Annotated in this window: 19 protein-coding genes; 12 read left to right on the top strand and 7 right to left on the bottom strand. The window is 26.5% G+C overall.

Annotated features, from left to right (window positions below; translation table 4 throughout):
- Positions 1-194 precede the first annotated feature (194 nt).
- From BCF59_RS00090 to BCF59_RS00080, 3 genes are read left to right on the top strand one after another with little or no spacing between them, the layout of a single operon-like run.
- Entirely contained in the window at positions 195-398 is a 204-nt protein-coding gene (locus BCF59_RS00090; RefSeq protein ID WP_134109916.1) for a hypothetical protein, read from the top strand.
- Between the two features lie 19 nt (positions 399-417).
- Positions 418-903: a hypothetical protein gene (locus BCF59_RS00085; protein ID WP_134109913.1), complete on the top strand. Its 486-nt coding sequence runs from the start codon at positions 418-420 to the stop codon at positions 901-903.
- Between the two features lies 1 nt (position 904).
- On the top strand, positions 905-1945 hold the full coding sequence (locus BCF59_RS00080) for a hypothetical protein (RefSeq protein ID WP_134109911.1): 1041 nt from the start codon (positions 905-907) through the stop codon (positions 1943-1945).
- 37 nt (positions 1946-1982) lie between these two features.
- Here BCF59_RS00080 and fba read toward each other — a convergent pair whose 3' ends face one another.
- The 3 genes from fba to argS form a co-directional block, all read right to left on the bottom strand.
- Positions 1983-2849 (bottom strand): class II fructose-1,6-bisphosphate aldolase, encoded by an 867-nt coding sequence (gene fba, locus BCF59_RS00075; RefSeq protein WP_134109908.1) that lies wholly within the window; start codon positions 2847-2849, stop codon positions 1983-1985.
- A gap of 12 nt (positions 2850-2861) precedes the next feature.
- Entirely contained in the window at positions 2862-3113 is a 252-nt protein-coding gene (gene rpoE, locus BCF59_RS00070; protein ID WP_134109905.1) for a DNA-directed RNA polymerase subunit delta, read from the bottom strand.
- An 83-nt stretch (positions 3114-3196) separates the two neighbouring features.
- The gene (argS, locus tag BCF59_RS00065) at positions 3197-4849 is read right to left on the bottom strand and encodes an arginine--tRNA ligase (protein ID WP_134109902.1); all 1653 of its coding nucleotides are present in this window, start codon (positions 4847-4849) and stop codon (positions 3197-3199) included.
- Between the two features lie 119 nt (positions 4850-4968).
- On the opposite strand from argS, the gene BCF59_RS00060 reads away from it, so the two are divergent.
- The 6 genes from BCF59_RS00060 (at position 4969) to BCF59_RS00035 (ending at position 9558) form a co-directional block, all read left to right on the top strand.
- Complete coding sequence (locus tag BCF59_RS00060) at positions 4969-5808, top strand: PTS glucose transporter subunit IIA (protein ID WP_134109900.1); 840 nt, start codon at positions 4969-4971, stop codon at positions 5806-5808.
- A 146-nt stretch (positions 5809-5954) separates the two neighbouring features.
- Positions 5955-6599 carry a hypothetical protein gene (locus BCF59_RS00055; RefSeq protein ID WP_134109898.1) on the top strand — a complete coding sequence of 215 codons (645 nt, stop codon included), beginning with the start codon at positions 5955-5957 and terminating at the stop codon, positions 6597-6599.
- On the top strand, positions 6599-7447 hold the full coding sequence (locus tag BCF59_RS00050) for an MAGa7180 family putative nuclease (protein ID WP_134109895.1): 849 nt from the start codon (positions 6599-6601) through the stop codon (positions 7445-7447). Before BCF59_RS00055 ends, BCF59_RS00050 begins: the two co-directional genes overlap by 1 nt.
- The gene (locus tag BCF59_RS00045; protein ID WP_134109892.1) at positions 7440-7937 is read left to right on the top strand and encodes a dihydrofolate reductase; all 498 of its coding nucleotides are present in this window, start codon (positions 7440-7442) and stop codon (positions 7935-7937) included. Before BCF59_RS00050 ends, BCF59_RS00045 begins: the two co-directional genes overlap by 8 nt.
- Positions 7927-8211 carry a DNA methyltransferase family protein gene (locus tag BCF59_RS00040; protein WP_134109889.1) on the top strand — a complete coding sequence of 95 codons (285 nt, stop codon included), beginning with the start codon at positions 7927-7929 and terminating at the stop codon, positions 8209-8211. Before BCF59_RS00045 ends, BCF59_RS00040 begins: the two co-directional genes overlap by 11 nt.
- A gap of 159 nt (positions 8212-8370) precedes the next feature.
- Positions 8371-9558, top strand: coding sequence for a phosphopentomutase (locus BCF59_RS00035; RefSeq protein WP_134109886.1), 1188 nt, complete (start codon positions 8371-8373; stop codon positions 9556-9558).
- A 37-nt stretch (positions 9559-9595) separates the two neighbouring features.
- Here the strand turns inward: BCF59_RS00035 and rpmE are convergent, their stop codons facing one another.
- The 3 genes from rpmE to BCF59_RS00020 form a co-directional block, all read right to left on the bottom strand.
- Positions 9596-9808: a 50S ribosomal protein L31 gene (rpmE, locus tag BCF59_RS00030; protein WP_134109883.1), complete on the bottom strand. Its 213-nt coding sequence runs from the start codon at positions 9806-9808 to the stop codon at positions 9596-9598.
- Positions 9809-9831: 23 nt separating this feature from the next.
- Complete coding sequence (gene rpsD, locus BCF59_RS00025; protein WP_134109880.1) at positions 9832-10431, bottom strand: 30S ribosomal protein S4; 600 nt, start codon at positions 10429-10431, stop codon at positions 9832-9834.
- A gap of 189 nt (positions 10432-10620) precedes the next feature.
- Positions 10621-11214 carry an FMN-dependent NADH-azoreductase gene (locus BCF59_RS00020; RefSeq protein ID WP_134109877.1) on the bottom strand — a complete coding sequence of 198 codons (594 nt, stop codon included), beginning with the start codon at positions 11212-11214 and terminating at the stop codon, positions 10621-10623.
- Between the two features lie 422 nt (positions 11215-11636).
- On the opposite strand from BCF59_RS00020, the gene BCF59_RS00015 reads away from it, so the two are divergent.
- Genes BCF59_RS00015 through BCF59_RS00005 form a run of 3 tightly spaced genes read left to right on the top strand, consistent with a single transcriptional unit; the run spans position 11637 to position 15165 of the window.
- Positions 11637-13601: a S8 family serine peptidase gene (locus tag BCF59_RS00015; RefSeq protein WP_134109874.1), complete on the top strand. Its 1965-nt coding sequence runs from the start codon at positions 11637-11639 to the stop codon at positions 13599-13601.
- An 8-nt stretch (positions 13602-13609) separates the two neighbouring features.
- On the top strand, positions 13610-14383 hold the full coding sequence (locus BCF59_RS00010) for a hypothetical protein (protein WP_134109871.1): 774 nt from the start codon (positions 13610-13612) through the stop codon (positions 14381-14383).
- Positions 14383-15165, top strand: coding sequence for a hypothetical protein (locus BCF59_RS00005; RefSeq protein WP_134109868.1), 783 nt, complete (start codon positions 14383-14385; stop codon positions 15163-15165). Before BCF59_RS00010 ends, BCF59_RS00005 begins: the two co-directional genes overlap by 1 nt.
- Positions 15166-15341: 176 nt before the next feature.
- On the opposite strand, the gene BCF59_RS03640 is transcribed toward BCF59_RS00005, so the two are convergent.
- On the bottom strand, positions 15342-16030 hold a 689-nt coding region (locus BCF59_RS03640), incomplete at its 5' end, for an EGFR-like transmembrane domain-containing protein (protein WP_166666776.1).

Here is a 16030-nt window from a genome sequence, read left to right as displayed (position 1 = left end):
AGTAACAAGAAAGCAGTTATCAGTAAATAAGGCGGACTATTTATAGAATTATTTATAAATTATAAAGTTAATAATTAATTAATATTTTGAACACTAATATTAGTGTTTGATTTAAATTGATAATAATCATTTTTTAAAAGAGTATAATATAAATGTAGGTGGTAAAAATGAAAATAAGAAAAATATGAAAAATTATGTCTGGTATAGCATTAGTTTCTACTGTACCTTTTGCTCTTTCTGCTATATTTACAGATAAATACAGAAATACAAAAAAATACGACAATTTATGAGATAAACTTGGAATTACAGAAAGATCTGATAAAAAAATAAAAATAGGAATAATTGATGGTGGCTTAGTTGATTATAGAATGTTGAAGTTTAATGGAAAAACAATTTAAAAAAATAATGAAAATTTCAATGAAGAATAATTATAGTATGATAAATAATAATTATTTATTTAGAAAATCTGATGGAATTGAATATACTAATTTTGTATTAGGATCATATAAATTTATTTTAGTTCTCTCAAATTTTTCTGATTTGTTTAAACTTTCTCATAGCAGGAGATCAAATATTAGCAATGATGAAATAAATAATCATGTAAATCTCTTTGAAACAAATCTAAAAGGAAGCATATTTGCTACTCCTGATTGAATTTACAGACAATACCATGTTTCATCAATGAATTATAATTACAATAATATTTTAGGTAATACATTTATATCTACCAATAGATTAATGCTTCCAAATGATACAAATTATAGAGGTTGACCTTATAAATATACAGTATATATTAAACCTAAAAAAGATTTTCAGAACGTTAATTTAACGTATAAAAATTTGTATGTAATACTTGCAGATTCTACAGCTATATATGAAACAAGATCAAAATTAGAAACTTAATATGTTTAAAAAGAATATTAAATGATTATTTCTTATTAATCTTTTTGCTATTTCAGGCATAAGCGCCGGTTGCGCTCAACAAGTGGCCGAACAAAAAGATAATCAAGAAGCTGAGAATCCTTTTGAAAAGCAAAATTACAAAAAAATTAAAGATTTAAAGCAAAATTTAAAATCAGAAAATCTAATACTAAACAGTAAATTTGGTAAAAATTTAATAAAAGAAATCGATAGAGAACATGCTATTTTTGCTTTAATTTCAACAGAAAACATAGATAAAAAAATAAATTTTACTAAAATTTCAAATTCATATAATTTTGAGTGAAACTATGAAAATATTAAAAAATATTTTGCAAATGAAAATGAGGTTTTCTATAACAAAAGAAATAATATGATCCTTGAAATCTTACCTTTATTAAATAAAAACGAAGTTTTAGTTAATCTTTTATTTATCAGAGATATGGAAAGAACATGAATTTATCTATTTAAAGAAGTACAAACACCCGATTATCTTGCATTCGAGTTAACATCGAGATGAGATTATGAATTTGGTGAAGAAATGCAAGAATACAATAACTCAAAAATAAATAATATTACAATTCAAGATGATAAATTTCAATTAAATTTAATGCAAAAAACAAGTTTTTTAAGTTCGGTTACTGAAACAAAACATAAATTTAACGTAAGCAAAAGTAATTGAGAAGTTAAATTAAAAGATAACTTATCTGCTTTATATTTTAGTAAAAATATTATTTTAGATAAAAGTAAAAACAATAATGTTCCTATAATGTCTCAACAAAGAGTATATGATGATCTTTGAGAATTTATGTTTAATAATTCTTATTATACAAGAATTTGATCACACGATGTTGATGAATATTTGAAAGACCGTAAAAAATATGATGACTTAAATTCTAATACAGAAACTTCTAAACTTAAAATGTTGGCTAAATCATATTTAGTTGATTTGAATACTACAAAACTTTCGTACGATAATAAAGGCATAATTAACAACATTAATGTCATATTTGAGAATTCTAATTAAGTTTTAAATAAATGAAAATCACCTGAGCGGTGATTTTTTATGCTTTATTATCTGAACCAAATTCATGAATTTTATCTTTAATAGTTTGACACATAGCATCATATCCCGGTTTATATAATTTGCGTGGATCAAAATTTTTTCCTTCTAAATCTTTGTTAGATAAGATAAATTCACGAATTGCTTGATGATTAGCTTGTTGCAATTCGGTATTTACGTTAATTTTAGTTACACCTAAGGAAATAGCTTTCTGGATTTGATTTTTTGGTATTCCACTTCCACCGTGTAAGACAATTCCGATTCCAGCAGCAGCTGAAATTTCTGATAATGTTTCAAAACTTAATGATTTTCAGCTTGTAGGATATGGACCGTGAATATTTCCAATTCCTGCAGCTAAAACATCAATTCCTAGTGCGGCCATTTTGCGTGCTTGTTGTGGGTCAGCAAATTCGCCATCACCAACTACACCATCTTCTTCGCCACCGATGGTTCCAACTTCAGCTTCAAATGACATATTTTTTAATTTTGCCAATTCTACTAATTCTTTAGTTTTAGCATAATTTTCTTCAAAACCAAGATGCGATCCATCAAACATTAATGAGGTATATCCTTCGGTTTCTAAAGCTTTTTTAGCACCTTCAAAAGTTCCGTGATCTAAATGTAAAGCAACAGGTATAGTAATTTTTAAATCTTTTACTAAACCTACTACCATTCCACTTACTACATCAAAACCACCCATATATTTAACTGCTCCTTCAGAAGTAGCTAAAATGATTGGTGATTTTTCTGCTTCGGCAGTTAGTAAAACCGCCTTAGCTCATTCTAAATTATTAATATTAATATGCGGAATTGCATATTTTCCATCTTTTGCTTTTTTTAGCATTTCCTTAGCATTTACTAATGGCATTTTTCTCCTTTATTATGCGGCTTTTCAAGTACCGTCTAAATTTCTATGAAATCTTTTATCTACAGTTAATAGACGATGAAGTTCACCCATTTTGGTTTCACGAACTTGATCGTATGTTAATGTATTGCTTCCTTGTACATATTTAAATCAATTATCTTTAAGTTGTTCTTCAACTTTACTAAAAATTTGATTAAAGGTAAATGATTTTCCAGGTTGTGAACTTACAATTTCGGTTGTAATTTCTAACATTGTAGAATTTTTCATCTTGTCCTTTCTCAACATTATAATATCTAAATTGTATTATTTTATTTATTTTTGTTAAATAAAATTTTCATTTTTATCAGATTTTACATTGTTTCAGGAGCGTTAATTCCCATTAAATCCAATGCTAGTTTCATAACATATTTAACCGCTAATACCATTGCTGCATAAGAACTTTCAAATTCATGTCCTTGCAGTCTTGTTTCTTCATAAAAACTATTAAATAATTTTACTAAATTTAATAAATACTGACTTAGTAAATTTACCTTAGCACTATCAACAATCGTTTTGAGTAAATCAATAAATAAATCTAAAGAAATGATAATTTTTTTTGCTTTATTGCTAAATATGATGTTTTTTTGTAGTTGTGGAGTAGTTAATTTTTTAAGTAATGATAAAGTTCGGGAATATCCATATTGTACGATATAAACCGGATTATTAGAATCATTTGAATTAACAAAATCAATATCAAAATCAAATTTGTTACTAATATCTCTAGTTAACATCATAAATCGAATGATATCTGCCGAAACAACATTAAGTAAATCTGATAACGTTATACTTGTTCCAGCTCGTTTAGACATTTTAAATTCTACACCATCTTTGATCAATCTAACTAATTGAATAATTAGAACCTCTAATTTATCGGCGTTATAACCCAACGCTTGTAAAGCAATTTTCATTCTAGCAACATAGCCTGAATGATCGGCACCTCAAATATTTACTAAATAATCTGCTTTTTGTAATTTAGTTAAATGATAAGCAATATCGGGCAATAAATAAGTGTTATTTGCGTCATTTTTAATTAAGACGCGGTCTTTATCATCTCCAAATGTAGTGGTTTTTAAAAATAAGGCTCCGTCTTTTTGGTAAGTATGTTGATTTAATTGAACTAAAACTTTGTTAATTAAATCGCTTTGTAATACTACTTTTTCACTTGAAAAAGTATCGAAATATACATTTAATTTTGCTAAATCATTTTTAATTTTGTTTAAGAAAATTTCAATAGCAATATTTTTTAATTTTATTTTTTTGGTTTTATTCAAAGTTAAAAATTCATCTTTATACAATTTGTAAAGCTCTTGTGCGGCTCAAATAATATCTTCACCTTGATAACTTTCTTCAGGCATTTCTACTTTTTCTTCAGAATATAAATTTTTATAACGTACTCAAAGTGAATTAGCTAGAACTTCAATTTGGTTTCCGGCATCATTAATATAATATTCTGCTTCAACATCATAACCTACATGTTTGTATACATTTACTAAACTACTTCCAAAAACCGCCCCACGCACATGTCCTACGTGTAAAAAACCGGTTGGATTAGCTGAAACATATTCAACGTTGATTTTTCTTTTTTCTGATATGTTTTTAGCATAATTTTGTTTTTGAGAATTTATATTAGAAATAATTTCTATAAAAGCAGAATCATCTAAAATAATATTTAAAAAACCAGGTGTTGTAACATCAATTTGCTTAATCAATTTATAAGTTGCTAATTTATTAGATATATCTTGAGCAATCTGTATTGGATTAATTTTTTTATATGTCTTTAAAACGAAGGCTAAATTACTAGATAAATCATAAACTACTGCACTATTATTTTTTTGTGATAAATTTGGTTCTGCAAGCACAAAATTTAATTTTTTTATATCAAAATTGAGATCAAAATAATTATCTTGTTGCATTTGAATTACTATTTCCAACATCTTTTTTTTGAGATTTTGAGTAATTGACATTTTTCTCCTTGTATTAAAATTTTAACAAATAAAAACTAAATTTTAATAATCTTTCAATTAATAAATTTTAGAAAAAAGTGTATTATTTATAAATAAATACAATAATAAAAAGGGGTCAAATGAAACAAACTTGCGATAAATGTAAACCATTTTTGGGTTGTGTATGTAATCAAGAAGTTCCGAGTAATATTAAAGATTTAATTGATGCTTTTGGTGGGGCGACAAACTTAAAAAATTTAAACAATAGCGTTTCACAACTACGTTACGATGTTAATGATTTAAAATTAGTTTCTGAAGAACTTTTAAAAAAATGTGGAGCTAAAAATGTTGCAATTTTTAACGAATCCAACCATATACAAGTGGAATTAGAAAAAAACGCTGAAGAATTAAATTTTGAAGTAAAAAAATATCTACAATTACTTCAAAGACAACCAATAAACACAAACACCAAACAAACATCTATCAAAAATAACTTGGAGTCCACTGAAACTAATGAAACTATTGATGTTTTAGCTCCTGTTTCAGGAAAATTAATAGATTTAAAAACTTTAAATGATGGAATATTTTCAGCAAACTTAGTTGGTAATGGTGTAGCAATTCAAATGGATAAAAGTGCAAAAAGTATTAATATAATTGCTCCTTTTGATGGAAAAATCCAAATGATGACTGCGGCAAAAAATCAATTTATATACCACAGTGATTGTGGTTTAGAAGTTGTAATTTTAGTTGGTTTAGATGCAGATAAGTTAAGTGGAATTGGCTTTGAAACAATAAATAAAATTAACACTGAATTAAAAGCGGGTGAAACACTATTGAATCTAAATATGGAAAAGATTGTGGCAGCAAATTTAGATATACATTTAATTATTTGCAGTATAGATGATGCGAAATTTCAAATATTGCAAAAACCGAATTCAACTATATCACAGGGAGAAAAAATATTTTCTTTAACAAAATAGTATTTGCCAAACGCTTCGGTGTTTGGTTTTTAAACCAAATATAAGTTGATAAAAAACAAAAAAGTAGATTAAATTTATCTGCTTGGTGTTATTAATGTATTATAATAATATCACACGATTTAGACATAATCATTAAAGAGGTAATAATGGCAAAAAGAAAACATATAGTTGTTTTAATAAATGGTAAAAGAAGGAGTGGTAAAGGTTTATTATCATCTGCTTTAGCCGAAAAATTAAGAAAAAGATTTGATGATAATATTCATATTTTATCTTTTGCAGAACCCATTAAAAAAATCACAGAACCAATCCTGGAAGAAATTAAATGAGATGGAAAAGACAAAGAAGTTGTTCGTCCGTTATGAATTGCAATGGGTGAAGTTGGAAGAAATGTTGATAACAATATTTGATGTACTAGAGTTTTCAATAAAATTAGAGATATTATTAAAAAATCTATCGAAGATAAGAAAAATACCTTAATTTTAATAGATGATTTAAGATTCCCAAACGAATTAGATTACTTTAAGAAGGAAATGAAAGAAATCCAGGAATCACAAAATAAGGATAAAGATGTTTCAAAAGTTATTGCGATCCGGATTGAAAAATTTATGGATGCTAACAAATTCGTTTTAGGAGTTGATGATAATTCTACCGAAACTAGTTTTGATAAGTTGGTAAATATTTGTTTTGACCATATTGTTCCACAAAATACAATGATCAACGAAGAATGAGTTGCTGATTTTAAAGGTGTTGACATTTCTGCCAATACAATTATTGAAAATTTTTTTAAATAATGGCTAGAAAATACTACAACAACCAGCACTACATTATTGATAGAGCAAACAGAGTTATTAAACTACTCCCGGATTTTTATAAACAGTTACAAACTTTTGACCGTTGAAATGGTTATAAAAAAATTGGTGGAAGTAGTGTTGGAGATATTTTAATATCTAATACTTATAAATCACAATTCAACGCTTTTTGTCATATTACTAGATTAAAACTTCCGGTTTTGTCTAAAAAATATATTAATGCCGGAATTACCTTAGAACCTAAAATTTTTAATTTTTTAAGATCCAAACTTCCTAACAAACATATTGAAAATTATGAAGCAGCAAAGTTTAATTATGATTACTTTGAGGGCATTGATGATGTTTTGAGTGGGGTCCCGGATGGATATATTCCTGATCAAAAAATGATTTTAGAAATCAAAACCGCCAACGAAAACAAATATGCTTCATGAGAAAAGAATGGAGTTGATGCTTCATATCGTAAGCAAGCACAACTTTATGCATATTTAATGTCTAAAAAAAATAATTCAAAAGTTTCTAAATATGCTATTATTGCAGCATTTCTAAAAGATTCTGAAGGTGATTATATCGCACCACAAAACGTTGATTTAAATCAACGTAAAATAAAATCATATACCTTTAATGTAAATGATTTAGAAGCACAAGAAGACATTCGTATAGTTAAAGATTGGTATTATAAATACACTCACACTGATACATCCCCGCAGTTTGATTTCTTAAATGATGCAGACCAATTAGCATATTTAGAATGTTCAAATAACGAAGAATATCAAGCATTAATTCAAAAGTGAAAAGACGCAAAGAAAGCAGATTTAGATTTTAATGATTAATTTAATTGTTGCATCGGATTTAGATTTTGGTATCGGAATCAACAATCAATTACCATGAAAAATTCCAAAAGAATTGGAATTTTTCAATCGCATAACACAAAATGCTACATTATTAATGGGTTTGAAAACATACTTAAGCTTACCAAAAACTTTTAAAACATCACATCGAAAAATAGTTGTAGTTTCAGCTCAAAAAAACTTTTTTAAGCACTTGCCAATTTCTAAAATTTTAAAAAATACTGAGGAAGCGGTTAATTTTTTGAAGAAATATCGGAATTCAAAGGATATCTTATTTATTTGTGGGGGAGAAAGTATTTATCAACAGTTTTATCGATATGCACAAAAAATATATATTAGTGTAATTCAAGACAAATATAAAACCGATGCAAAAATAAACTTTATCCAAAATAATGAATTAACTGATGATAAAATAATATATAAAGATAATGAATTTATAAGTTATTTAATCAATAGGAGAAATGATGAATAAAATTCAACTGGGGCAAGTTTTTACGCCAGATTTTATAGTTGATAAAATGATTTCGTTAATTTCGCACCCTAATCCATTATTAGTTTTAGAACCTTCCAGTGGAACTGGTAATTTTTACTTTAAATTAACTTCTAAATTTAATAATGTTGTTGCTATTGAAATCGATGCAAGTATTGCGCATGAAAACGCAATTATAGATTCATATTTTAATACCAAATATCACCCAGATGTTAATATTGGAAATCCGCCTTATTCAGTAAGCACTAAATCATAGTCTTTTATTTCAAATTGATTCATAACACCTTTCTGTGATAACGTAGCTACTTTAATTTTAATATTCGGAAATCATTGTTTTATATTCAAATTTAATAAAATATAAGTATATAATTACATTATAAAGTAATTTTAAAGAAATGTATCTTAAAGGAGAATTATGGCAAAATTTAAACGTGTCTTTATGATTGTGACTGACGGACTCGGAATTGGACCAGATAGAGATCAAATTACATTTGGTGATGCCGGAGCAAACACCATTCGATCTGCGTCAATGGTTGAAGAATTTCAAATTGATGTTTGAAAAAAATTAGGAATTGGTAATATTACTGATTTAAATGGTAATTATTATGTACGTAAACCAATGGCCTATATGGCTAAAGTTCAAGAAGTTTCAAATGCAAAAGATACACTAGCTGGACACTGAGAAATGATGGGAATTCGTACTACTATGCCTTTTCCTACATTTGCTGAAAATGGTTTTCCACAAGAATTAATCGATAAACTTTCTGAAGCTTTTGATGGTAGGCCAATTATAGGAAACAAGGCAGCTTCCGGAACTGACATTATTAATGAATTAGCGCATGAAGAAAATGAGCGTGGAGCAATTATTGTATATACTTCAATGGATTCGGTATTACAAATTTGTGCGCATGAAGTATGAACTGGTTTAGATAATTTATATCGCTATGCAAAAGCTGCGCGTGAAATTTGTTCATCAAAACCTGAATGAAATGTAGGACGGATTATTGCTAGACCTTATATTGGGGATTTTGGGAATTTTATTCGAACCTTTAACCGACATGATTATGCTAATAAACCAGGAGAAAATATTTTACATCACCTTCAAAATGCAGGTGTTGAAGTTATTTCGGTTGGTAAAATTAATGATATTTTTGTTGGTGGCGGAATTACTAAACACTTTCCGAGTGAAGGTGATGCAAACGGAATGGATATTACCATTGATTTAGCTGAAAAGGGTGGTGAAAACCAATTTATTTTCACTAATTTAGTACAATTTGATTCGCACTATGGACACCGTAGAAATGTACACGGATATGCACAAAATATCTCGATGTTGGATGTTAAATTAGGTAAATTAATAAATGCAATGAAAGAAGATGATTTATTAATTATTACATCAGATCACGGAAACGATCCGTTATATGTCGGATTTAATCATACAAGAGAATTATTGCCGGCAACAATTTTTAGTAAATCATTTAAATCACCAAAAGTGTTATCTAAACTAAATGGTTTAGGCACTTTAGGAAATATAGTTGCTAAAAATTTTGGAGTACGTACTTTTGAAGAAGCTGGTGAAGACATTTTTGATCTTTTAGTTTAATTAAAACAAAACACCTACAACGTAGGTGTTTTTTATATTATTTTTGACCCGCCTTTTGAAGACGTTTGTTAAATCTATCAATTCTTCCGGTTGCTTTCACTTGAGTTCTATTACCAGTGAATACGGCATGACATCCTGAACAAACATCAACGCTGAAGTGTTTTTTAGTTGATTTAAAGTTAAATTCTTTTTGACATGTAGAACATAGAACAGAAACTTTATGGTATGTTGGGTGAAGATCTTTTTTCATTTTAATATTCTCCTAAACTTTAATTATTTTGAATAGAATTCAACTACCAATGATTCTTTAATTTCTGGGTGAATTTCTGTTCTTTCTGGTAATCTATCTAATTTAACCTTAAAATCTTTTCTGGTTAATCAAGTGGCGGCTTCTTTATTTGCTAAGGCTTCAGTAATTTGATTGTTTGATCTTGATTTTTCTTTTAATTCAACTACATCACCAACAGACACCATCATTGATGGAATGTTAGCTTTTTTACCGTTTAATGTAAAGTGATTGTGATTTACTAATTGACGCGCTTGTCTTCTAGTAGTGGCAAAACCAGCTCTATAAACTAAGTTATCTAAACGTAATTCTAATAATTGTAATAAGTTAGTACCAGTAACTCCTTTAAGCTTTACGGCTTTATCAAATACTTTACGTAATTGTTTTTCATTTAAACCAAATAAGTGTTTAATTTTTTGTTTTTCATATAAGTGAAGACCATAATCTGATAATTTAACTTTTCTATTTCCGTGTTGTCCGGGAGCATAAGTTCTTTTTCTTCCTTTAGAAAATTCTTTTCCTGTTTCAAGAATAGAAAATCCTAAACGGCGCGATCTTTTAAATACAGGACCTGTATATCTTGACATTTATTCCTCTTTTCTGCATAATTAAGAGGGTTTATTCCTTGTTTGTAAAATTTAACTTAATGATTTCAATTAATCAGCTAATCTACTAACAAAGTTCAACATGTTAAATTTCAAAGAAACAATAATAAACTGCTGCTAAATTTATGCTTTCTAATTTTATCATAAAAATATTTTTTGATGAATCAATTTTTAGAATTTTGAAAGCACTTCATTTAAGTCTGTTTCATGCTCTTTTGTATATTCAACTGCTTTGTGTTCTGAAATAGGTTTAACTTTAGTTCCATTAATTCTGTATGTTAAAACTTTTTTAGCACCTAAAAATTTAAAGGTACCTTCTAACCAAGAAACGTGTGAACCTCATTGATATCAATCTTGTGGTGCTCCTTGTGAAGCGACTATTAAAACATTTAAGTTAGTTAACAATCCGATTGCATCACCTTTTTTAGAATATTTATATGAAAATGTTTTATCTGCTACTGAAATAGAATCAATAAAGTTTTTTACCACAACTGCCGCTGTAAAGTTAATCATCGAAGTTGAAATCACTAATAAATCGGTTTCTTTTAATAAATTAATTCATTTATCAGAATCAATCATTTTTCAGTATTCAGGGTAAGTTTTTTTAGTTAAAAAAACTTCTGAGTGTGTATCATTTAAATCAAATCTTTGAACATCTAAGTTTTTTGATTTAAATTTAGTCTCTAAATAGTCCAAAGTTGCACCTACATATGATGAATGATCTTTGTTAATTAAATTTCCGTCTAATAATAAAATTTTTTGCATTTTCGCTCCTTAATCTAATAATTTTTATTTATTTAATAATTATATATCTTTGCAACAATAAAGAAATAAAAATAGTCTATTAATGAATTACTAAACAAAAACTACACTATATTTGTTTGAATTTTATAGTGTATTAAGGCGTTTAGATTCATAAAAAAATTTAGAGCGAGTTTCTGTAAGTAGTTTTATGTTATAAAAATAGAGATAATAACTTTTAAAATAAAGAAAAAATTATTTAATATCATAATTTTTCATTGTATATCTTAGTATATTTTTATTCAATATTTCTGAAATAGAAATTCTGAATTTAGAATAGTAATAAATTTTGGTAAAATAATGTATGAATTAAATTTATAAAAAATAACTTTAATTCAGTGTAAAATACATTTTAATTTATTTTTTTAATAAGAAGGGTTTAATAAATGAAAAAAATAAAACTTAAATTACTATTTAGATCATTACCTATTATTGCGTTAGGAGCGGTAGGAATGACTACAACCATAAAAATTGCAGATAATTGAAAAACAAAAGAACACTATAAATGATACCATAATTACGATAATAACAAACTATTAGTGAGGAAATTTAGAATAACTACATCGTCAAATGATATTAATCATATTAATTCATTAAAAAATTATGAATTAAAAGTGCTATTAGATCATAAATTAACTGATAGTGAATTAAATTCTAACGAGAATATTATTAAAATAAAAAATGATGAATTTTTAAATAAAGTGAATGATGAAAAGCTAATTTATAAAAACTATAAGACTTTAGATTTTGTGCCAATTATTTGATTTTATTTTAATTCAGAAGAAGAAAGAGAATATTTTTTTAAAAAAATTAAAAATTTTAATTCAATCTTTCAAGTAATAATTTTTGATCAAACTATCAAAAAAATGTCTAATAATTCAAGCGAAAAAGACAAATATTACAGATTTGAGAGAAAAATTAACAATAATAACGATAAGTTTCTTAATTTTATTAAACAAAAAAAGCATGAGGATAATAGAGAATATAATTTCCCAACATCGATTGGTATATTAGAAGCTAATGGTGGTTTTGATGAAAAAATGGTAGATGATTTTAAAAATGAAGGTTATGAAGTTATGCGACCATACAAAGAGGATGAATTAAACCATCATTCTCAGGAAGTACCAATGATTGCTGCAGGTAGTCAAGGTATAGATAGGCATGCAAAATTATATTTTGCAAGTTTTAAAAATGACGCAGAATGAAATGATGCTATGAAATGGTTTGCAGAAAACGGAATAAAAGTAGTCAATCATAGTTACGGAGAAATAGATGATTTAATTGGATCAAAATATAATGAAAACAATTTATTGTTAGATTATTATTCTAGAAAATATGGAATGATCAATGTGTTTTCTTCAGGTAATGGAAATGATAATAAGAAAGAAGAAAATGAGTGAATAAACGGTAATAGGTTATCGTTTAATAATATTGTAGTTGGAGCATTAAAATACAATAACGAAAGGAGAATTTCTAGCGATATAATAGCTGATTATTCTAACTATCTTTTATTTAAAGAATATGAAAGTCTATCTAAACCAAATGTTGTTGCCCCTGGATATCTATATGATAGATTTTATGAAGGTGATAATAAGATTTACGAAACTGTTGGTACAAGTTTTGCATCACCAATTGTTGCGGGTCTTGCTACAACATTATTAAGGGAAAAAGGTTTTTTAGACAAAGATTATCTTAGAATACAAGCTATAAAAGCAATTTTAGCAGTTTCATCATGACTACCTAAAGATGTTTATTTAGATTATAAAAGTAATGGATATTCAAAAATATACGGTGCGGGAATACCTGATTTTGAAAAAATGTTACTTGCTGCTGATAATTTAAAATTTAAATCAATTAATAAAAATTTAAATGGTACAGTTTTAATTTCAAATGAATTTTATGCAAACAAGGATCAAACTATAAAGGCAGCTAGTTCTTGATTATTTAATGCAGGAATTATAAAAAGAGAAGAGACAAGCAATGCTGAAAAAACTGAATGATGAAAATATATTATTCCATTTTATAATTATTATTTAAGTATTTCCAATGCAATTGATTATGCAGAATGAATTAAAACACATAGAGATTCATATTCTTTAAAATTAGGTGAAGCTTTAAAAAGACAAAATAACAAATGATTCTCTGATTATGATTTATACCTAGAAAAGAAAAATTCCGATGGAAGTTGAAATACAATTAAAAAGATATACACAGAGAATACAGTTGATGAATTAATAATTTATAAAGTTATAGATTCAGGAACCTATAGGGTTAGGGTAGAAAAATATAAAGATTCATTGTTTGAAAATTCTATTGATGACTCGTTGGTATTAACATATTTAGTTAGTTAAAGGAATATATGAAATTAACTTTTTTAAAAAATATTGTGTGTATTCCTGTATTATCCACTCCTTTTATTGTCATGTCATGTGCTTCTAACGAAACTGATTATGATGATAATTATCGCGATAGATTTACTGAATATCTAAAACTTTATCAAAAAGATAATAAAGTTAAGAGAACAAAAAGTAATTATTTTCTCAATTTATGAACAGAAAACTATTATGAAAAAATAAAAATATTTGAGAAAGGTTATGAAATATTTTATACACCAGACGACGTAAGAAATAAATTTTTAAATAAATTTAATCTTAAGATGCTTACTTATTGAAAAAATAAAGCAAAAGACCCTTATATAAAAATAAATATAAATGATATTTTTGGTTTTGATATAGAAAATATTAACGAAAAAGAGTTTAAAACAAAAAATGAAGAAAAATTTGAAGAAGAATACTTAAACGGAATGAAAATTAATGAGTTCTTTATCAATAATAATTTAATTTTATCTACCTCTTGACATAGTAGATATAATATTAATTATGATGCATTACCTTATTTAATTCCAGATATCAAAAATACACCAAATAGCGCTGAATTAAGTTATATAAAACTAAAACCTAATCAACTAAAAATGCATAAGTACGTAAAAACATCGAGTGGTGGGCAATCGTTTATTGATTCAGTTATAATAAGTAAAAAATATAAAATAAATCCAATAATTAATGACAACCTACCTAGAAGTGAAGTTATAAAAATATTTAAATTTTTAGATAAAAAATATGAGGTTAAATAATGTTTAGAAAAAGATTTTGATTTTTATCAATAATATCAGTTTTTACTGCTTCATTATCAGTTTCGTGTTCTGCTTTGGGAAATAAAGAAGAACAAGAAAACAAAGCAACAACAATCGAAGAAGAGAGAACAACATTGAATTTTTCTGCATTAATAAATGAATATCAAGATGCAACTAAAATTATTAAAACCGATAACACTTTTGGTTATTATTGAAGTTATATTTGAAACACGCAAAATAAAAAAATTTTTGATAAATCATACAAGGTATTTAGTAATGGTGATGAATTAGAACAAGAATTTCTCAGTAAATTTACTCGCCAACTATTTGTAGATGCTTACAATAGCAAAAAGTATAACTTTGGCTTTGACATTAGAAATATGGACGAACTTGCTATTCAAAAAATGTTAAGAGAAGAATTTTCAAAAATTTATTTGAATAATCAAGATTTTGATTCGTTTTTCAAAGAACACGATTTAATATTAACTCAATTTTGATTTAATAAAGCAGATTATAATTTATTTAACAAAAAATATATAATCCTTAATCCTAACAATTCGGATTCAAGAAGACTGGTTTTTGAAATAGTTAGGCCAAATGATTTGTATTATGTGGATAGTAATATAAACTTAATCAATGATTCAAATAGTTTAATTACAAATCTGCCAATCACTGGGGTTATAATCAAAAAAACCCAAAAATATTTTATAGATGAAAATCCTACGAGATCTGAGATAAAACAGTTATTTAAGTATTTGTTCATTAATTCTAAATATGCTTAAAATTTAATCTTGTAGGTTATATAAGCTGTTTTATTATCTTTGTTAAAGTAATATTCAAGTAGCAAAAAAAGATGATTTTTAAAAAACATCATCTTTTTTTGTATAAATTTTTACCGTTTAGTGTAGCTTTTAGATTTATAATTCAATGACATATTACCTGTGTCTTTTTATTTAAATTATTTGTTAGCTTTCTTCTTTTTGATTGAACGCGCAGCAAATCAAGCACCAATTAATCCACCAATTACCGCAAGAGCAATTAATACTGATATAACAATAATTGCAGTATTTTTTGAATTTGAAGGTTGTTGGTTTGTAGGATTTGTAGGTTTTGATTCTGGATTTTCAGGTTTATCTTTAGTAGCATCAGTGTTATTTGTTGACTGTTGTGATTTAAATATTGATTTAAGTGATTCTGCTAATGTTTGAGATCTGAATTCTGAGAATTTATCATTAGTTGCATTTGATGTTTTAAGCGCATCAAATTCTTTTTGTAATTCTGCTTTTTTCTCAGGATCTTTAATCGAATCAATATCTCTTTGAACTTGATCTTTTAAAGTTTCTTTCTCAACTTTTTGATCCTTAATAGCAGTATTAATATCATTAATTGCTTTAGCTAATTTTTCGGGAGTTGTAGCAGCTTTTAACAATTCTTGGTATTGTTTTTGTATTTCTGGTGATTCTAATTGTGTTACTAATGATTCAACATTACTTTTAGCAGCGTCTACTTTATCGTTTGCAATAGTTAATTGATTTTGTGCAAGTTGAATTTGATTTTGTAAGTCTAAAATCTCTTCATTAGTTAAAGTATCAGATGCATTTAACTTAACCTTTGCTTTATTTATCGCATCTGAGTATGCTTGATAAC

Origin of the sequence: Mycoplasmopsis mustelae, from assembly GCF_004365095.1 — a bacterium.
In the GTDB taxonomy this organism is placed as follows: Bacteria; Bacillota_I; Bacilli_A; order Mycoplasmatales; family Metamycoplasmataceae; genus Mycoplasmopsis; species Mycoplasmopsis mustelae.
This window is presented reverse-complemented; position numbering and strand designations above follow the sequence as displayed.